The sequence below is a fragment of the Niallia sp. Man26 genome, from assembly GCF_022049065.2.
Lineage (GTDB): Bacteria > Bacillota > Bacilli > Bacillales > Cytobacillaceae > Niallia.
The window spans coordinates 1,110,651-1,126,514 of sequence record NZ_CP095743.1; the positions used below are offsets into that span (position 1 = coordinate 1,110,651).

Genomic DNA, 15,864 nt, shown 5'->3' on the forward strand with positions numbered 1-15,864 from the left:
TTAGATTGATATCTAATTAGATGATAATCTAATTTAAGTAACTTGTATAGATATAATGATTAATAAATTTAATAGCAGCCATAAAGCCTTATCTTTCATCCGGAAATTTTTTACTGCATTCCCCTCCAAAAGCCTTGCTGTTCCTAGTAATTGTTGGGTTTTTGGTGATTCATTTCTAGTAGGGGAGGATAACAGCATCCGTATATTTTCGCGAAACATGTGTTCTTATATGAGTCGAAAGGCACTTTTTATGAATATACTAAATTGTTAAACTATTTGGTGTAAACTACTAATCCTACAGGAGGGATCATATTATGAGACCAGAAGTGAAGGTAATACCTTACAAAGTGGAGCAAGTGGTACAAATGGCGAATGAGGTGCCGACAGGAATTCAGCAAATTCAAGCACCTGCATTATGGAACAAATCAAAAGGAAAGGGTATTAAGGTTGCAATCCTTGATACAGGCTGTGATACGACACATCCTGATTTGCAGGAACGTATTATCGGCGGCTATAACTTTACAGACGATGATAATTCAAATCCAGATATTTATAGTGATTATAATGGACATGGCACACATGTAGCCGGAACAATTGGAGCAGTGGAAAACAACGATGGAGTGGCAGGTGCTGCACCACAAGTGTCTCTTTTAATCGTAAAGGTTCTTAATGGACAAGGTTCAGGGCAATATGATTGGATTACTAACGGAATTCATTATGCAATTGAACAAAATGTTGATATTATTTCCATGAGTTTAGGAGGACCGGATGATGTCCAAGCACTTCATGATGCTGTGAAAAGGGCGGTTGACAACCAAATTTTGGTCGTTTGTGCGGCTGGTAATGAAGGAGATGGACGTGAGACGACTGAAGAGCTGGCATACCCTGCAGCATATAATGAAGTAATTAGTGTTGGTTCTGTCGATTTTACAAGAAACTCCTCCGAATTCTCCAACTCTAACAGAGAAGTGGACCTTGCTGCACCTGGAGAAAATATTCTGTCCACATATCCAGGCGGCCAATATGCCAGACTTAGCGGTACATCTATGGCAGCACCTCATGTAAGCGGCGGACTTGCCCTAATTAAGGCAATTGCAACGGATGAATTTGACAGACCTCTGACAGAACCGGAGCTGTATGCACAGCTCATCAAACGGACTGTTCCACTAGGATTCTCTCCAAAACTGGAAGGGAATGGGCTTCTTTATTTAACAGCCCCAGAGAAGCTCGCAGAAGCAATCCAGTCAAGTGTGACGAAAATGCTGTCTGTCTGAGTATGATAGAAAACAAGACGCTTCCTTTACGGAAGCGTTTTTTTGTTGGCAGTCAGAAAGAAGTTTAAAGCAGCTGTTTAATAGTAATACATCTCTAAGTCCATTATAATAGCAACATAAAACGTAAAATGAGGGTTATTAATTGAAAACACAAGAATTTATATACACGATTTCTTATCACGAGGATGAGGCAGATGTTTGCCAGCTGGAGATGCGCTCGCTTTTTTCAGCAGAAAATATTACGAATTTCGTGGAAAGCACACTCGAAATTGATCCAAGCAGGAGCCCGTTTATCAAGGGAAGAATCGATATTAAAGCAGCAAACGAAAGCTTTGAAGAGCTGCTGACAGATGTTCAGAAAATCGGACTGGAGGAAGACTCCTATAAAGTTGTGTTTATTAAAGGAACTGGAAATATTCCCTTTACCGAGAGAAAAAGAATGGAAAGAGTCGCAGGCGCTTGTATTAAAGGTAATGTGAATCTGCATAACCCTGACAAAATATATGCCATTATGTTTGGCAATGGCAGCTGGATATTTGGCGATTATCAGGAAAGCACATCCGTTTGGCTTGCACATCAAGGCAAGCCGAATCAATATTCAACAGCGTTAAGCACAAGATTGGCAAGAGCTGTTGTCAATATTGCCGTACCACATCCTTCAGGAACTAAGGCAATTGATCCTTGCTGTGGTATCGGAACGGTGCTCATCGAAGCATTGTCAATGGGTATCGATATAGTTGGCAGTGATATAAATCCACTTGTTACAGGCAAGGCACGAGAAAATATTGCTCATTTCCAACTGAACGGAGAGGTTCTGTTACAGGATATCAAGGATGTGACAGGAAAGTATGATGCCGCTATTATTGATATGCCTTATAATCTTTGTTCTGTTCTTCCATATGAAGAGAAGCTGTCTATGCTTAAGAGTGCAAGACGATTTGCGAAAAAGGCTGTTATCGTATCAATTGAAGAAGTAGACGATGCAATTCTTCAAGCAGGATTTACAATTGTCGACCGCTGCATTGCTAAAAAAGGCAATTTTAAAAGGCATGTTCTAGTATGTAGCTGATGGTTATTTTTGGTGGTGCACAATGTTTGTTGCCTATATCTCTACAGTGTTAGAATAAAAAATATAATATATAAGTTACCCTAAACTTGAAGAAGGAGAAAGCCAAATGAATGTAAAGCTTACGAAAAACATCATAAAAGAAATGTGTGGCAATGTCTCCTTCAAGCGAGGGGATTCTTTTGTGAGAAATAAAAAAGTCACATTTCAACTCTTTCATTCACATACATGCAAAGCGATTGTACATGGAGCAGATGATTTTATGGTGAGTATAAAAGCAGATGCTGCAGGGAAATTGGAGGCAGAATGCTCTTGCCCCAAACTGGCGTCCTTTCAAAAGGACTGTCAGCATGTGGCCGCTGTTTTGCTTGCTGTTTATGAGCAGCAGCTGAAAAAAACTGCTCCGCAAGTGGTGCAGGGTGGTGAAATGCTCGCAATGGAGCTTTTGTCCATTTTTGATGGTGCGCCTGCAAGAAAGAGCGCTCATCAGCGCCATTTTGAGAATCGAGATATTCAGAAGGCTGAGTTTATTTGTCATGTAACGGAGTCTCACGGGAAAAGAAAAACCTTTGCAGTTGAAATGACCATAAATGGCACAGCCTTGCCGGATATTTATGCGTTTTTACAGGCATGGAAAGTAGGAACCCCTTATACAGATGGAGAAATTTCCTATAATCCAGCTACACAATGCTTTTTGAAGGAAGCCGATGATGTGTTAAGCGGGCTGTTTGCAATCGGTGAGGATGAAAAAGTCAATCAGACAGCAAGCGGTGCCGGAATTGCAGGAGAAGAAAGACAGCTGTTGTACTTATCGCCTTCTTCCTGGCCTACTGTTCGTCGCCTGCTTTCGAAGGCACCATATGTACAATTACAGCATAGAGGCGAGTTATTTTCTGATTTCCGCCTTTCCAACAACCAGCTGCCGTTAACATTCTCATTCGAGCATGAAAACTCAGGTTCCCATAAGCTTGCTATAGCAGGAATGAACCATATAGAATTACTGCCCTTATATGATTCGGTAGTAGCAAACGGAATAATATATGAATTAGACAGCCAGGATATGCAAAGGCTGTCCGAATTAAAAGGCATGCTGGAGCAGACTGGCACAAATCAAATTCCAATCCGCCCGAACCAGGCGGAATTTTTTCTTGAAAAGGTAGCGCCTAATTTAAGAAAACTCGGCAAGGTGAATATAAGCAGCCAATTTGTGCGGACGCCGCTTGAAGCAAAGCTGTATTTGGACCGTGTCAACAACCGGCTGTTAGCAAGCCTGGAGTTTCACTATGGGCCTGTAATGCTTAATCCTGTTGAAAACAGGGATATACCTGCAAAAGGCTTTTTTGTCAGGGAAGAAGAAAAGGAAAATGAGATCCTTAAAATCATGAAAAACAGCTCGTTTGCACAAACTGACAGCGGCTATATTCTTTATAATGAAGAGCTAGAGTATGAATTCTTATATAATACTCTCCCAGAGTTGAAGAAAATGGTGCAAATATATGCAACAACAGCAGTGCGCAACCGAATCTTTAAAGGCAACAGCTTCCCGAAATTCAGAGTGAAAATAAAAAAAGACCGCATTAATTGGCTGGAATTTAAGTTTGAAATGGATGGCGTACCAGAAAGAGAAATTAAAGAGCTGCTGTCTGCACTTGAAGAAAAACGAAAATACTACCGGTTGAGAAGCGGATCACTCTTGTCTTTACAGACTAGAGAATTCGAACAAATCCAGCATTTTTTAAAGTTTCCAGAGCTAGAGCTGAAGGAGGAAGTTGATATTTTTGAACTTCCCGTTACAGAAGGTTTGTCGTTATTTTCAGATGGAGAGCAGGGCATTATCGAGCTGGACAAATCGATGAAAGAGCTTATGCAAACAATCCGTCAGCCAGAAAAAACAGACATTGAAGTGCCTGCCAAGCTGCAGCAAGTCTTGAAAGAATATCAGAAAACAGGATTTAAATGGATGAAAACCCTTGCTAAATATGGGTTTGGAGGAATATTGGCAGATGATATGGGGCTTGGGAAAACATTGCAAAGCATCACATTTATCGCCTCAGAGCTTTCCAATATCAGAGAAAGAACACAGCCTGTATTGGTAGTTTGTCCATCATCCTTAACATATAATTGGCTTCAGGAAATAGGGAAGTTTGCTCCTGATATTCAAGCACTTGTGATTGACGGCGCTGCTGCTGACAGGAAGCAGCTGCTGAAAGAGCTTGCTGGCATTGATGTTGTGATCACTTCTTATCCGCTGCTGCGCAAGGATATTCATTTGTATGAAACAATCGCCTTTCATACGGCATTTTTTGATGAAGCACAAGCCTTTAAGAATGCAGGGACACAGACGGCAAAGACAGTGAAGCGAATTCGTGCAGACCAGCGCTTTGCCTTGACAGGAACTCCGGTGGAAAACTCACTTGAAGAGCTTTGGTCATTATATTATATTGTTTTTCCGCAGCTGTTCAGAACATTGAAAGAGTATGCGAATTTGTCGAAAAAACAAATCTCGCAGAGAATTAAGCCATTTTTGCTGCGCCGTCTTAAAGAGGATGTCTTAATGGAACTCCCTGGTAAGGAAGAATGGGAGGAAGCTGTTGATTTGCTGCCAGAACAGAAGAAGCTTTATGGTGCATATTTAGCAAAACTTCGCCATGATACACTTAAACATCTAGATAAAGCAACACTTCGAAAAAATCGCATACGAATTTTAGCAGGCTTGACGAGATTGAGACAAATCTGCTGCCATCCTGCCTTATTTGTCGACGGCTATAACGGTAAATCGTCCAAGCTGGAGCAGCTTATGCAAATCATAGAGGAGTCAAAGCAGGCAGGCAGGAGAGTACTGATTTTTTCTCAGTTTACTAAAATGCTCGAATTGATTGGAAGAGAACTCGCAATAGAAGGTCTGCCGTTCTTTTATCTGGACGGAAACACTCCCTCTGAAGAGCGAGTTGACTTGTGCCGCCGCTATAACGCTGGCGAAAGAGATTACTTTTTAATCAGCCTGAAGGCAGGTGGAACAGGCCTCAATTTAATGACAGCAGATACAGTCATCCTTTATGATACTTGGTGGAATCCTGCTGTTGAGGAGCAGGCTGCTGACCGCGCCCACCGGATTGGTCAGGAAAACGTCGTCCAAGTAATCAAGCTGTTAGCAAAAGGAACCATTGAAGAGAAAATACATGAGCTGCAGGAAAAGAAACGGCATTTAGTCGATGAAATAATCAATACAGACGAAGCGGTGCTCTCTTCCATTACGGAAGAGGAGTTGCGAAGCCTGCTTCTGTGAAAAAACGAAGGGAATGGTAGAAATGGCAAAACAAATCAAGCTGGATGATACTATAATCCAAGTAAAAAGCTATACAGAAGAGATCCAAAATGATCTGCATTCAATCAAAATTATATTTGATGTAGCAAGCGACGATTATCATGAAATTACTACCCTTCTTTATAAAGGAGCATTCCATGTTACAGTCGCAGAAAAAGATTTAGCATTTCACGCTGCTATCCAGCAATATTCCACCTCTATAACCAATCTATATGAAAAAGGAAATACAGGTGAATTTACGTTAACTCTACTCGAGACAAGGAACTAACTTAGAAAGAAGGCATCGCCATGAGATTAGGAATATTAGATCAATCGCCGATTTCCACTAATCAAGAGGCACAGGATGCTTTAGCTGCCTCTGTTAAATTGGCGCAAGCCGGAGAGGAATTTGGATATGTTCGATATTGGCTTGCTGAACACCATGATTTGCCAGGCCTTGCTTGTTCGGCACCAGAAGTGATGCTGAGCTATATCGGCGCTAACACAAGAACCATCCGCATCGGCGCTGGTGCAGTGCTGCTGCCTTATTATCGTCCGTATAAAGTAGCAGAAGTGTATAACATGCTGGCAACCTTAATGCCCAATCGCGTTGATTTAGGAATTGGACGGGCACCAGGAGGTTCTGCAGAAGCAAGCAATGCATTATCCCCAAACTTCCTCCAGCAGGTTTGGGCAATGCCTGACAGCATAAAGGAGCTGCTCTTATATTTGGATGATGAATATAGTACAAATAATGAGCATGCAACATTATCAGCAGCACCAGTTCCGAAAATCCCGCCTGTACCATGGCTGCTTGGCACAAGCAAAAAAAGCGCAATCTTAGCAGGCCAGCTCGGGCTTTCCTACACATTCGGCCATTTTATGAGCGATAAAGACGGCCCGGAAATTGTCCGGCAATATAAAGCTGCCTTCAAGGAACGAAAAGAGGGACAAAAAGCAGGAACGATTGTCGCCGTAGCTGCCTTTTGTGCAGAAACTACAGAAAAAGCGGAAGAAATCGCCTTAAGCTCCTTCATATGGTCACTGCAAAGAGCAAAAGGAGCAGGAGAAGGAGTCCCTTCAATTGAAGAAGCAAAAGCATACAAGCTAACCGATGAAGAAAGTCAAACACTTGCTTCCATGAAAAATAAAGCTGTTATTGGGAACCCGAAAGAGGTTAAAGAACAACTTTTAAGCTTAAAAGAAGCGTACGGTGCAGATGAAATCATGATTGTCACAATCACATATAATCCAGTTGATAAGATCAATTCATACAGATTGATTGCAGAGGAATTGTTATCTTAAGAAAAGGAGGCGCGTTAGTTTCGCGTCTCTTTTCTTTTTTTGTCCAGCTAATTTTCTGGCTGAATTATGATACTCTCTATATCCTCCTGCTTGAAAAGATAGTATAATTCGGATTAAGAAAGGGCTTACAAAAGATTGAAGAAGCAGAAAGCTAAACTTAATAATAAATAGATTTGCCTAGTTTGTATATTGGATAAACTAAGTAGGTTAGTAAACTTGTAAAGGAGAGAGGAAATAATCAATTACGGCTTATAAGTGGAAGAAACTTCGCAAATAAGGGGGAAGTATATGCTTAGGTTGTTAAAAAACTGGAATACGATGCGAAATCAAATATTAATTGTTTTTCTATCTGTCATGTTTATTGTGTTATTAATTGTAAGTATCTTAATATTCAACCAAGTATCGTCTCTGTTAAAAAACAACGCAGAAAAACAAATCAAACAAGTGGCTGTGGAGGCTAATGGAAGACTTGAATCACTGTATGAGCAGATTAACATGGCTTCAAAGCTTGTTGTTACAAACGACAAAGTGCAAAAGCTGCTGACGAAGGAATATGACAAAAAGGAAGTGCCATTTTTAGAGCTGCAGCAATTGATGGGAACAGTTAACACCATTACAGCAAACTCTGATGGCATTTTTTCGTTCCAGCTTTTCACGAATGAAGAGCATCGTATCCTGCCTCTTGATGACGCAAATGCTCCCCTTAAATTAAGGGATATCTGGGTGGAGATGGCAAAGAGAGAAAAGGGAAGACTAGTTTGGATCGGTGAGGATCCGAATGACCCTAATTATTTTCTTGCAATCAGAAGAGTTAATTTAATGGACAGGAATTATGCAAATGGCGGATACATCCTCATCAGCATTTATAAAGAGTATTTTCAGTTCGTCAACAAGGATTTAACTAATAAAACAAACCAGTATTCCTTACTGCTTGATAAGTCTCTTGAGCCGATTATAACCGATTATGATAAGCCGCTTCCGTCCATCATACATAATGAAAAATCAACTGTACAAATAAATAGTCGGGATTATATGGCAACAAGAGAGGTATCGGAAATCACTGGCTGGACAGTCCTTATCTTAACACCTGTAACTGCCTTAACAAGCGGAATTTCTGTTCTCCGTTCAAGTATCTTAATCTCAGGGTTGATTGGTCTGCTCGTTTTTTTTATTTGCTCGTTATTTCTGTCTACCATTATTACAAGACCAATAAACAGGCTGACAGAAACGATGAGACATGCTAGTAGTGAATCTCTTGCGTTAAACCCAAAGTTGCCTTCTGTTAACGAAATAAATGAATTGAATAGTACCTATAACCAGCTTGTGAATGAGACAAACCATTTGATAAAAATGGTATATCAAAAGGAAATTATCAGAAGCCGCAGTGAATTGAAAGCTATTCAAGCACAGATTAACCCACATTTTCTCTTTAATACGTTGAATGCCCTTCATTGGTCGCTGGAGGACAAAATGGAGGATGAGCTTGCAGAGACTGTCGTTGCAATGTCCAATCTCTTTCGTTATACAATTACGAACAGTCCAGATGACGAATGGGTTTACTTGAAGGATGAACTAAATCATATCAACGATTATATGGAAATCATGAAAATGCGCTTCGGAGACGATTTAAAATGGCGCATAGAGATGGATACAGTATATGAACTGGTTAAAGTGCCTAAATTCTTGATACAGCCATTAGTAGAAAACTCTGTTATTCATGGTGCAGGAAACAAAATAGGAGTTTGCACCATTATCATAACTGTTACATTAGCAAGCAACAGACAAGGTTTGTTGGTTACTGTAGAAGATGACGGTATGGGAATCACCGAAGAGAATCTAGAGAAAATCAAGACAGGGATGGACATTGGAGGGATTACCTCCATTAACGGCAAAGGAATGGCGATTTCTAATGTCCATAAAAGGCTTAAGCTCTATTATCAGGAGGATGGACAGAAAGGACTGGAAATAAAGAGTAAGCGAAACAAAGGGACAGTTGTTTCCTTTGAAATTCCGATTGTAGGGGGAGACCAGGAATGTATACAAAAACTATCCTAATTGTTGATGATGAACCAATGGCAAGGCAGGGAATAAAGAGGACGCTTGATGCTTGGGCAACTGAAGAATGGCAAATACTTGCAGCATCAAATGGGATTGAAGCGATTGAGCTTGTCAAAAAACACAAGATTCATATATTAATAACAGATATTCGTATGCCCCAAATTACCGGCATTAAACTTTTGCAGGAAATAAAAGTACAGAACTTAACACCTGTAGCTATTGTCATCTCTGCCTATTCTGAATTTGAATACGCACAGGAAGCACTCCGTTTAGGTGTCATTAATTATTTGCTCAAGCCTGTCAGCAAAAAGAAATTGATTGATGCAGTGGAAGATGCCATCCAAAGAGAAACAAAGCAAACAAGAGCAGAGATAATGGAAAAAGTTATGGACGAAAAACTCCTCAAAATCAACATGAAAGAAAACACAGCAAAGGAACCAGTCAGAGAAGCTGTCCGCTATATTGACAAAAATTTAAAGACAGAGCTGAGCTTAAAGTTAGTTGCTGAGCATGTCCATTTAAATCCAAGCTATTTAAGTGTCCTTTTCAAGGAACAGATGAAGGTAACTTTCAGTGAATATATAACAAGACGCAGAATTGAACATGCTAAAGAAATACTGATTGCTACTAATCAACCAATCACAGATATTGCGGAGGAATGCGGCTATAAAACTTCTAAGTATTTCATTAAGATTTTTCGTGAGTTAGAAGGTGTCACACCAAGCATGTACAGACGGACAAATAGTGTAAGAGCTTTCTGAAAAAAGTAGTATTATTCCTAATGACAGTGACCTTTCAGGGTAATAAGTAAAGGTGGTAGACTAACTAGTGTAAAGAAACTAATAAAAAAGGGGGCAATACAGTGTTTAGACGCAAATCTATTTTCGTAATAATGTCCATTTTCATGATAGTTGTCTTAGCATTAGCAGGTTGTTCTTCGTCTACAAATGAAAGCGCTTCAAGCGATGGAAAAACCGTCATTAAATTTATGCATCTATGGCCAGAAGGATCTTCAAAGGCACAGTACACAATCGTCAATAACATCATCAAGCAATATGAAAAGGATCATTCAGATATAAAAATCCAAACAGAAATTCTTGGAAATGAACAATACAAGGATAAAATCAAAGTTTTATCCGCGTCAAACGAACTTCCAGACGTTGGGGTAACATGGGCTGCTGGCTACTTAAAGCCTTTCGTGGAAGGAAATATGCTTGCACCATTAGATGATAAAATCGAAAGCGATTTTAAAGATTCGTTTGTTGCAGGGACGACAGAAGCATATGCAGTAGATGGAAAAACATATGGTTTGCCACTAGAGCTTAATATTACACCAGTCTACTATAACAAAGAAATCTTCGAGAAATACAATCTTGAAATCCCAGAAACATACGATCAGTTTTTAGAAGTAGTAAAGACTTTAGTAGATAAAGGGGTTACACCTATTACGCTTGGAAACAAGGACAGATGGACTGGATCGATGTGGTATATGTATCTTGCTGACCGTATTGGCGGGCCAGAGGCATTGGCTAATGCCATTAACCGGTCTGGAAGCTTTGAAGATCCAAGCTTGCTTAGTGCGGCTGAGGAAGTGAAGAAGCTAGTTGATATGGGAGCATTTGTGAAAGGCTTTAATGGTTTATCAAATGATGAGGCAAAAGGCTATTTCATGAATGAACAGGCAGCCATGTATTTGATGGCGACTTGGGAATTGCCGAACTACACAACAAGCCCTGATGTAACGGATGAGTTTAAGGAGAAGGTGGGCTACTTCAAGTTTCCGACATATGATGGCGGTAAAGGAGATATCAACAGCTATGTAGGCGGACCTGGAGTCGGGTTGTTTGTGTCAGAGAACTCAAAGGTGAAGGAAGAAGCAAAAGATTTTGTTTCCTATCTTGTCAAGGAGTGGGGCAAGCATTCAGTCACAGATGCTGGAGTGATTCCTGCTACTGTTGTTGACACTTCCAATACAGACCTTGACCAAATGTATATTGATATACTCAATGATTTAGGCACTGCTTCCAACTTGACTTTATATGCAGACGTACAAATGAGTTCAAGTGTTGCACAAGTCCACTTGGATATGATTCAATCCTTGTTTGGCGGTCAGGCAACTCCAAAAGAATTTGTGAAGAAACAGGAAGAAGCTTTAGCGGAAGAAGAGTAAGCAAGCGGGGGCAATTTCTTTTTGCCCCTAAACTAAAGTCAAAGGAAGGAGGAATAGGTAATGAAAACAGTCATGTCCAATAAAATCGCGATTTGCTTATACGTGCTGCCTGCCTTGCTCCTAATACTTGTGCTGATATATATTCCGATTGTCCTGACAGGTTATTACGGGCTGATGGATTGGGATGGCATCGGGGCAATGAAATTTATCGGGCTGGATAATTATGTACAGCTCATAAAGGATAAGATGTTCTGGACCAGTACGTATCATTCTGTCTTATTGGCTTTATTTTCAGCAATAAGCCTAATATTCTACTTAGTCATTTCTATTATCCTTGCCAGCAGGATTAAAGGAGCAAATCTGCTTCGGAAAATTTATCTAATTCCAATGCTGTTATCGTCTGTTGCGATTGCCCAGCTGTGGCTGAAAATATTTGATCCGACAAATGGGATGCTTAATAAATTGCTAGAGCTGCTCGGTGTAGAAAATACACCAATATGGCTGGCAGATCCTAATCTTGTACTTATCGCTATCTTTGTTCCGATTATTTGGCAATATGCAGGCTTTTATATCATTATCTACTATGCCGCATTAAAAAACGTGCCGGAGGAAGTGATTGAAGCGGCAAGAATTGATGGTGCAACACCATTGCAGATAGCCTACAGAATAAAGCTGCCGCTCATTTCAGGTGTTATTAAAGTAACGATTGTCCTCGCCATTGTCGGCTCCCTAAAATATTTTGACCTTATTTATGTCATGACAGGAGGCGGACCAAACGGCTCCAGTGAAGTAATCGCATCCTATATGTACAAAGAGGCCTTTAAGACATATAACTTTGGCTATGGCAGTGCGATTGGCTTTGCCTTACTTATCTTATGCCTTGTTATGACATGGCTTATCCAAAAATTAACGGCATCAAAAGACGATGTCCAGTATTAAGAAGGGAGGAGTGAAGATATGAGTGAAATTACAGCACAAAAGAGAACGAAGACCATTCCTCACACTTCGCCTAAAACAAAAGGCTCGATAAGCTCGAAAGTAGGCTTTGGGTTTCTTTATCTGATTCTAGGTATTATTGCTGTATTTCAAATCTATCCGCTAGTTTGGCTGTTCTTTTTTTCCTTGAAAACAAACCAAGAAGTATTTGGTTTATCTCCATTTGCTCTGCCGAAGGACCCGCAATGGGGTAATTACGTAAAGGTCTGGACACAAGGAAATATCAGCCTGTATTTCTTTAACAGTGTTTGGATAACGGTTGTAGCAGTAATGTTAACTGTAATCTTAGCAAGCTTTGTCACCTTTGCGATCACAAGGATGTACTGGAAACTAAGCAAGCTTGTTCTCGGACTGTTTATGGTAGGCATTATGATTCCATTGCATTCCACACTTATTCCATTATTCAGCTTCTTTAACAACTTGCATCTAATTGATAATCCTATCTCCATCATTATTTCATATACGGCTTTTAATCTGCCATTAACAATTATGATTCTATTAGGCTTCTATCAAACACTTCCTAGAGAAATCGAAGAGGCAGCCGTGATGGATGGCTGCTCCATACACAGAATCTTTTTTCAAATCACCTTGCCAATGACCACCCCCGTCATGGCAACAATCATTATCATCAACATGATTTATAACTGGAATGAATTTGTATTCGTAAATACTTTTATCAGTTCAGATAAGTGGAAGACATTAACGGTTGGTGTCAATAATTTCGTCGGTCAATATTTGACAGATTGGGGAGCGATTGGGGCAACGTTAATGATCAGCATTATTCCGATATTAATTGCGTTCATCGCATTGAGCAATCGTATTGTTGAAGGATTGGCAGCAGGTTCTGTCAAAGGATAAAAAAGAAAAGGAGCTGTGATTTATGCCGGAAAATATGTTTTTTAATGCACATCACTCCCCAATTGGGGCATTCGCAAGCTTTACACTCGGATTTCCAGCAGCAGGCGGAGGGCTTGATTTGGAACTGGGCCGTTCACCAAAAAAGAATGTTTATATTGGTGCGGAAAGCTTAGATAAAGAGGGGATTTACGAGGCATTTCCGTTTTTTGATTATCAGGAAGATGACGAAAGCAAACGCTATGATATTGAAAATATGGACCCTGATCCAGACAAGCCAAATATTATTTTCCCGTTTTCAAAGGAGAAGGTAACAAGAGAATTTAAGCTTGGAACAGATACATGGAAAGCAGGGGACTTAACCTTCAAAGTTTATACACAAGTAGAATCTGTACCAGAACCGGGGAAGGGCAATGAGAAGGAAATGAAGAGGATTCTTCTTCCGGCAGTCCTCGCAGAATTGACGGTTGATAATACAAAAGGAACAAAAGCTAGGCGGGCGTTTTTTGGGTATGAGGGCAGTGACCCGTACAGCTCTATGAGGCGGCTCGATGATACGATGGACGGAATCGCTGGAATCGGCCAAGGCAGGCTGACTGCAATCGCCGCAAGTAATGCAGATATTAACTCCGCTATGCATTTCAGCATGGAAAATATCTTGACGACACCGCAAGAAGAAAACTGGACATTTGGATTAGGTCCGCTCGGTGCACTAGTCGCAGATGTTCCTGCAGGAGAATCGAGGACATACCGGTTTGCTGTCTGTTTCTATCGCGGTGGAATTGTTACTGCCGGCATGGATACATCTTATTACTATACGAAGTACTTTAAAAATATCGAGTCTGTCGCAGCCTACGCGTTGGAACATTTTGATGAGATTGCAAAAAGAGCAGAAGCTGCGGATGACCGCCTATTAGCTGCTAACCAGTTATCTGCAGACCAGCAGTTCATGCTGATTCACTCGATTCGCAGCTATTATGGTTCCACACAGCTCCTTATTTGTGACGGTGAGCCGTTCTGGGTTGTCAATGAAGGGGAATACAGAATGATGAACACCTTTGATTTAACTGTTGATCAAATATTTTTTGAGCTGAAAATGAATCCTTGGACAGTAAAAAATGAGTTAGATATGTTTGTGAAGCGCTTCAGCTACGAAGATAAAGTCCGGTTCCCTGGCAGTGATACGGAATACCCTGGCGGCATCAGCTTTACACATGATATGGGTGTTGCCAATACAATCTCCCGTCCGCATTACTCTTCATATGAACTGTATGGGCTTGACGGTTGTTTTTCCCATATGACACATGAACAACTTGTAAACTGGATTTTATGTGCTGCTGTTTACGTGTCACATACAGCCGATGAAGCTTGGCTAAAAGAGAATATGGAAATGGTGGAGCGTTGCTTTGAAAGCATGGTAAACAGAGACCACCCAATTCCAGAAAAGAGAAACGGCTTGATGGGACTGGATTCCTCCCGAGTAATGGGCGGGGCTGAAATAACCACATATGACAGCTTAGATGTCTCGTTGGGGCAAGCGCGAAATAATATTTATCTCGCAGGGAAAATTTGGGCATCTTATGTCGCCCTTGAAAAAATATTCAAGGAACAGGGAAAAGAAGACTTGGCAAAGCAAGCAGGCCTACAAGCAGAAAAATGTGCAAATACGATTGTGGAGAATGTGACAACAGAAGGCTATATCCCAGCAGTAATTGGAGAAGGCAATGATTCTAAAATAATTCCAGCAATTGAAGGGCTTATTTTCCCATACTTCACAAACTGCCAGGAAGCGCTTGAAGAGACAGGACGGTTCGGCCCCTATATTCAGGCATTGAAAAAACACCTAAAAACAGTAATGACAGAAGGAGTTTGTCTGTTTGAAGACGGCGGCTGGAAAATATCTTCAACAAGCAGCAACTCATGGCTCAGTAAAATTTATTTAAGTCAATTTATCGCAAGAGAAATCCTTGGCTGGCAATGGGATGAAAAGGGAGCGAAAGCAGATGCCGCTCATGTTAAGTGGCTGACACATCCCGTTCTTTCCGTATGGAGCTGGAGCGACCAGATTATTGCAGGGGAGATTGCGGGCAGTAAGTATTATCCGCGCGGTGTGACAAGCATTCTTTGGCTTGCAGAAAGCAAGTAAGAATAATAAGAGGTGGGAATATGTGGGCGAAATCGATGGGAAAGCTGTTCACTGTTTGTGAGTGGATCACTAGAGGTGCTTACCTTAATATCTTATGGATGGCATATACAGCTGCAGGTTTGTTTGTATTCGGGTTCATGCCTGCGACTACAGCTATGTTTGCGGTGATAAGGAAATGGCTGAGAAGAGAAAAGGACATTCCTGTCTGGAGGACATTCCATGATGTGTATAAACAAGAATTCATTAAAGTAAATATATTAGGAATTATCCTAATATTACTTGGCATGATTCTTTGCTTGGACTATTGGTTTCTCCAGTTTACAAATGGTGTAATAAAAGGGATGATGACAGGACTGTTACTTTTGCTGTCAGCTGTTTTTCTAACATTGCTAGCATACTTTTTCCCAGTTTATGTCCACTATGACTTGAAGCTTGGCGACTATCTTAAATATGCTCTAATCCTTGGAGCGTATCATCTGCATGTTACATTATTCATGCTAATTCTTACAACAGTGACAGTTAGTCTTTTGTTATATATGCCTGGCGTTATTCCATTTTTCGGAGGTATTTCACTTGCCTGGATTTGGATGGCGGGAGCGAATTACAGCTTTATACAGATTGAGAAAAGAGGAAAGAAAAGACTGGCTGTTTAATGAAGCAGCCAGTTTTTTTAAAGGTAAATTAGAACAA

General features: G+C 40.6%; 12 protein-coding genes. All 12 read left to right on the plus strand.

The features are described from left to right. The first annotated feature begins 314 nt into the window (after positions 1-314). The 12 genes from L8T27_RS05600 (at position 315) to L8T27_RS05655 (ending at position 15,827) form a co-directional block, all read left to right on the plus strand. Complete coding sequence (locus L8T27_RS05600) at positions 315-1,274, plus strand: S8 family peptidase (protein WP_233317871.1); 960 nt, start codon at positions 315-317, stop codon at positions 1,272-1,274. A 142-nt stretch (positions 1,275-1,416) separates the two neighbouring features. Further along, entirely contained in the window at positions 1,417-2,343 is a 927-nt protein-coding gene (locus L8T27_RS05605) for a TRM11 family SAM-dependent methyltransferase (RefSeq protein WP_237941088.1), read from the plus strand. A gap of 106 nt (positions 2,344-2,449) precedes the next feature. Beyond that, a complete protein-coding gene (locus L8T27_RS05610) occupies positions 2,450-5,626 on the plus strand; it encodes a DEAD/DEAH box helicase (protein ID WP_237941089.1) in 3,177 nt (1,058 codons plus the stop codon). A 22-nt stretch (positions 5,627-5,648) separates the two neighbouring features. Beyond that, entirely contained in the window at positions 5,649-5,933 is a 285-nt protein-coding gene (locus L8T27_RS05615) for a DUF3219 family protein (protein WP_233317866.1), read from the plus strand. Between the two features lie 20 nt (positions 5,934-5,953). Beyond that, a complete protein-coding gene (locus tag L8T27_RS05620) occupies positions 5,954-6,949 on the plus strand; it encodes an LLM class flavin-dependent oxidoreductase (RefSeq protein WP_233317863.1) in 996 nt (331 codons plus the stop codon). Between the two features lie 288 nt (positions 6,950-7,237). Next, on the plus strand, positions 7,238-9,004 hold the full coding sequence (locus L8T27_RS05625) for a sensor histidine kinase (protein WP_233317862.1): 1,767 nt from the start codon (positions 7,238-7,240) through the stop codon (positions 9,002-9,004). Continuing rightward, positions 8,983-9,768, plus strand: coding sequence for a response regulator transcription factor (locus L8T27_RS05630; RefSeq protein ID WP_233317860.1), 786 nt, complete (start codon positions 8,983-8,985; stop codon positions 9,766-9,768). The genes L8T27_RS05625 and L8T27_RS05630 overlap by 22 nt, the downstream gene beginning before the upstream one ends. 131 nt (positions 9,769-9,899) lie before the next feature. Next, a complete protein-coding gene (locus L8T27_RS05635; protein ID WP_233317891.1) occupies positions 9,900-11,177 on the plus strand; it encodes an extracellular solute-binding protein in 1,278 nt (425 codons plus the stop codon). A 60-nt stretch (positions 11,178-11,237) separates the two neighbouring features. Beyond that, on the plus strand, positions 11,238-12,116 hold the full coding sequence (locus tag L8T27_RS05640) for a carbohydrate ABC transporter permease (RefSeq protein ID WP_233317859.1): 879 nt from the start codon (positions 11,238-11,240) through the stop codon (positions 12,114-12,116). 18 nt (positions 12,117-12,134) lie between these two features. Continuing rightward, a complete protein-coding gene (locus tag L8T27_RS05645) occupies positions 12,135-13,031 on the plus strand; it encodes a carbohydrate ABC transporter permease (protein WP_233317857.1) in 897 nt (298 codons plus the stop codon). Positions 13,032-13,053: 22 nt separating this feature from the next. Further along, positions 13,054-15,174 (plus strand): glycoside hydrolase family 52 protein, encoded by a 2,121-nt coding sequence (locus L8T27_RS05650; RefSeq protein ID WP_237941090.1) that lies wholly within the window; start codon positions 13,054-13,056, stop codon positions 15,172-15,174. Positions 15,175-15,194: 20 nt separating this feature from the next. Next, positions 15,195-15,827, plus strand: coding sequence for a YesL family protein (locus L8T27_RS05655; protein WP_237941091.1), 633 nt, complete (start codon positions 15,195-15,197; stop codon positions 15,825-15,827). Positions 15,828-15,864 lie beyond the last annotated feature (37 nt).

What these genes read in the sequence shown, in the direction of transcription:
- L8T27_RS05600 (WP_233317871.1), top strand. Translation starts at nt 315, where the DNA reads ATGAGACCAGAAGTGAAGGTAATACCTTACAAAGTGGAGCAAGTGGTA.
- L8T27_RS05610 (WP_237941089.1), top strand. Translation starts at nt 2,450, where the DNA reads ATGAATGTAAAGCTTACGAAAAACATCATAAAAGAAATGTGTGGCAAT.
- L8T27_RS05615 (WP_233317866.1), top strand. Translation starts at nt 5,649, where the DNA reads ATGGCAAAACAAATCAAGCTGGATGATACTATAATCCAAGTAAAAAGC.
- L8T27_RS05620 (WP_233317863.1), top strand. Translation starts at nt 5,954, where the DNA reads ATGAGATTAGGAATATTAGATCAATCGCCGATTTCCACTAATCAAGAG.
- L8T27_RS05625 (WP_233317862.1), top strand. Translation starts at nt 7,238, where the DNA reads ATGCTTAGGTTGTTAAAAAACTGGAATACGATGCGAAATCAAATATTA.
- L8T27_RS05630 (WP_233317860.1), top strand. Translation starts at nt 8,983, where the DNA reads ATGTATACAAAAACTATCCTAATTGTTGATGATGAACCAATGGCAAGG.
- L8T27_RS05635 (WP_233317891.1), top strand. Translation starts at nt 9,900, where the DNA reads ATGTCCATTTTCATGATAGTTGTCTTAGCATTAGCAGGTTGTTCTTCG.
- L8T27_RS05640 (WP_233317859.1), top strand. Translation starts at nt 11,238, where the DNA reads ATGAAAACAGTCATGTCCAATAAAATCGCGATTTGCTTATACGTGCTG.
- L8T27_RS05645 (WP_233317857.1), top strand. Translation starts at nt 12,135, where the DNA reads ATGAGTGAAATTACAGCACAAAAGAGAACGAAGACCATTCCTCACACT.
- L8T27_RS05650 (WP_237941090.1), top strand. Translation starts at nt 13,054, where the DNA reads ATGCCGGAAAATATGTTTTTTAATGCACATCACTCCCCAATTGGGGCA.
- L8T27_RS05655 (WP_237941091.1), top strand. Translation starts at nt 15,195, where the DNA reads ATGTGGGCGAAATCGATGGGAAAGCTGTTCACTGTTTGTGAGTGGATC.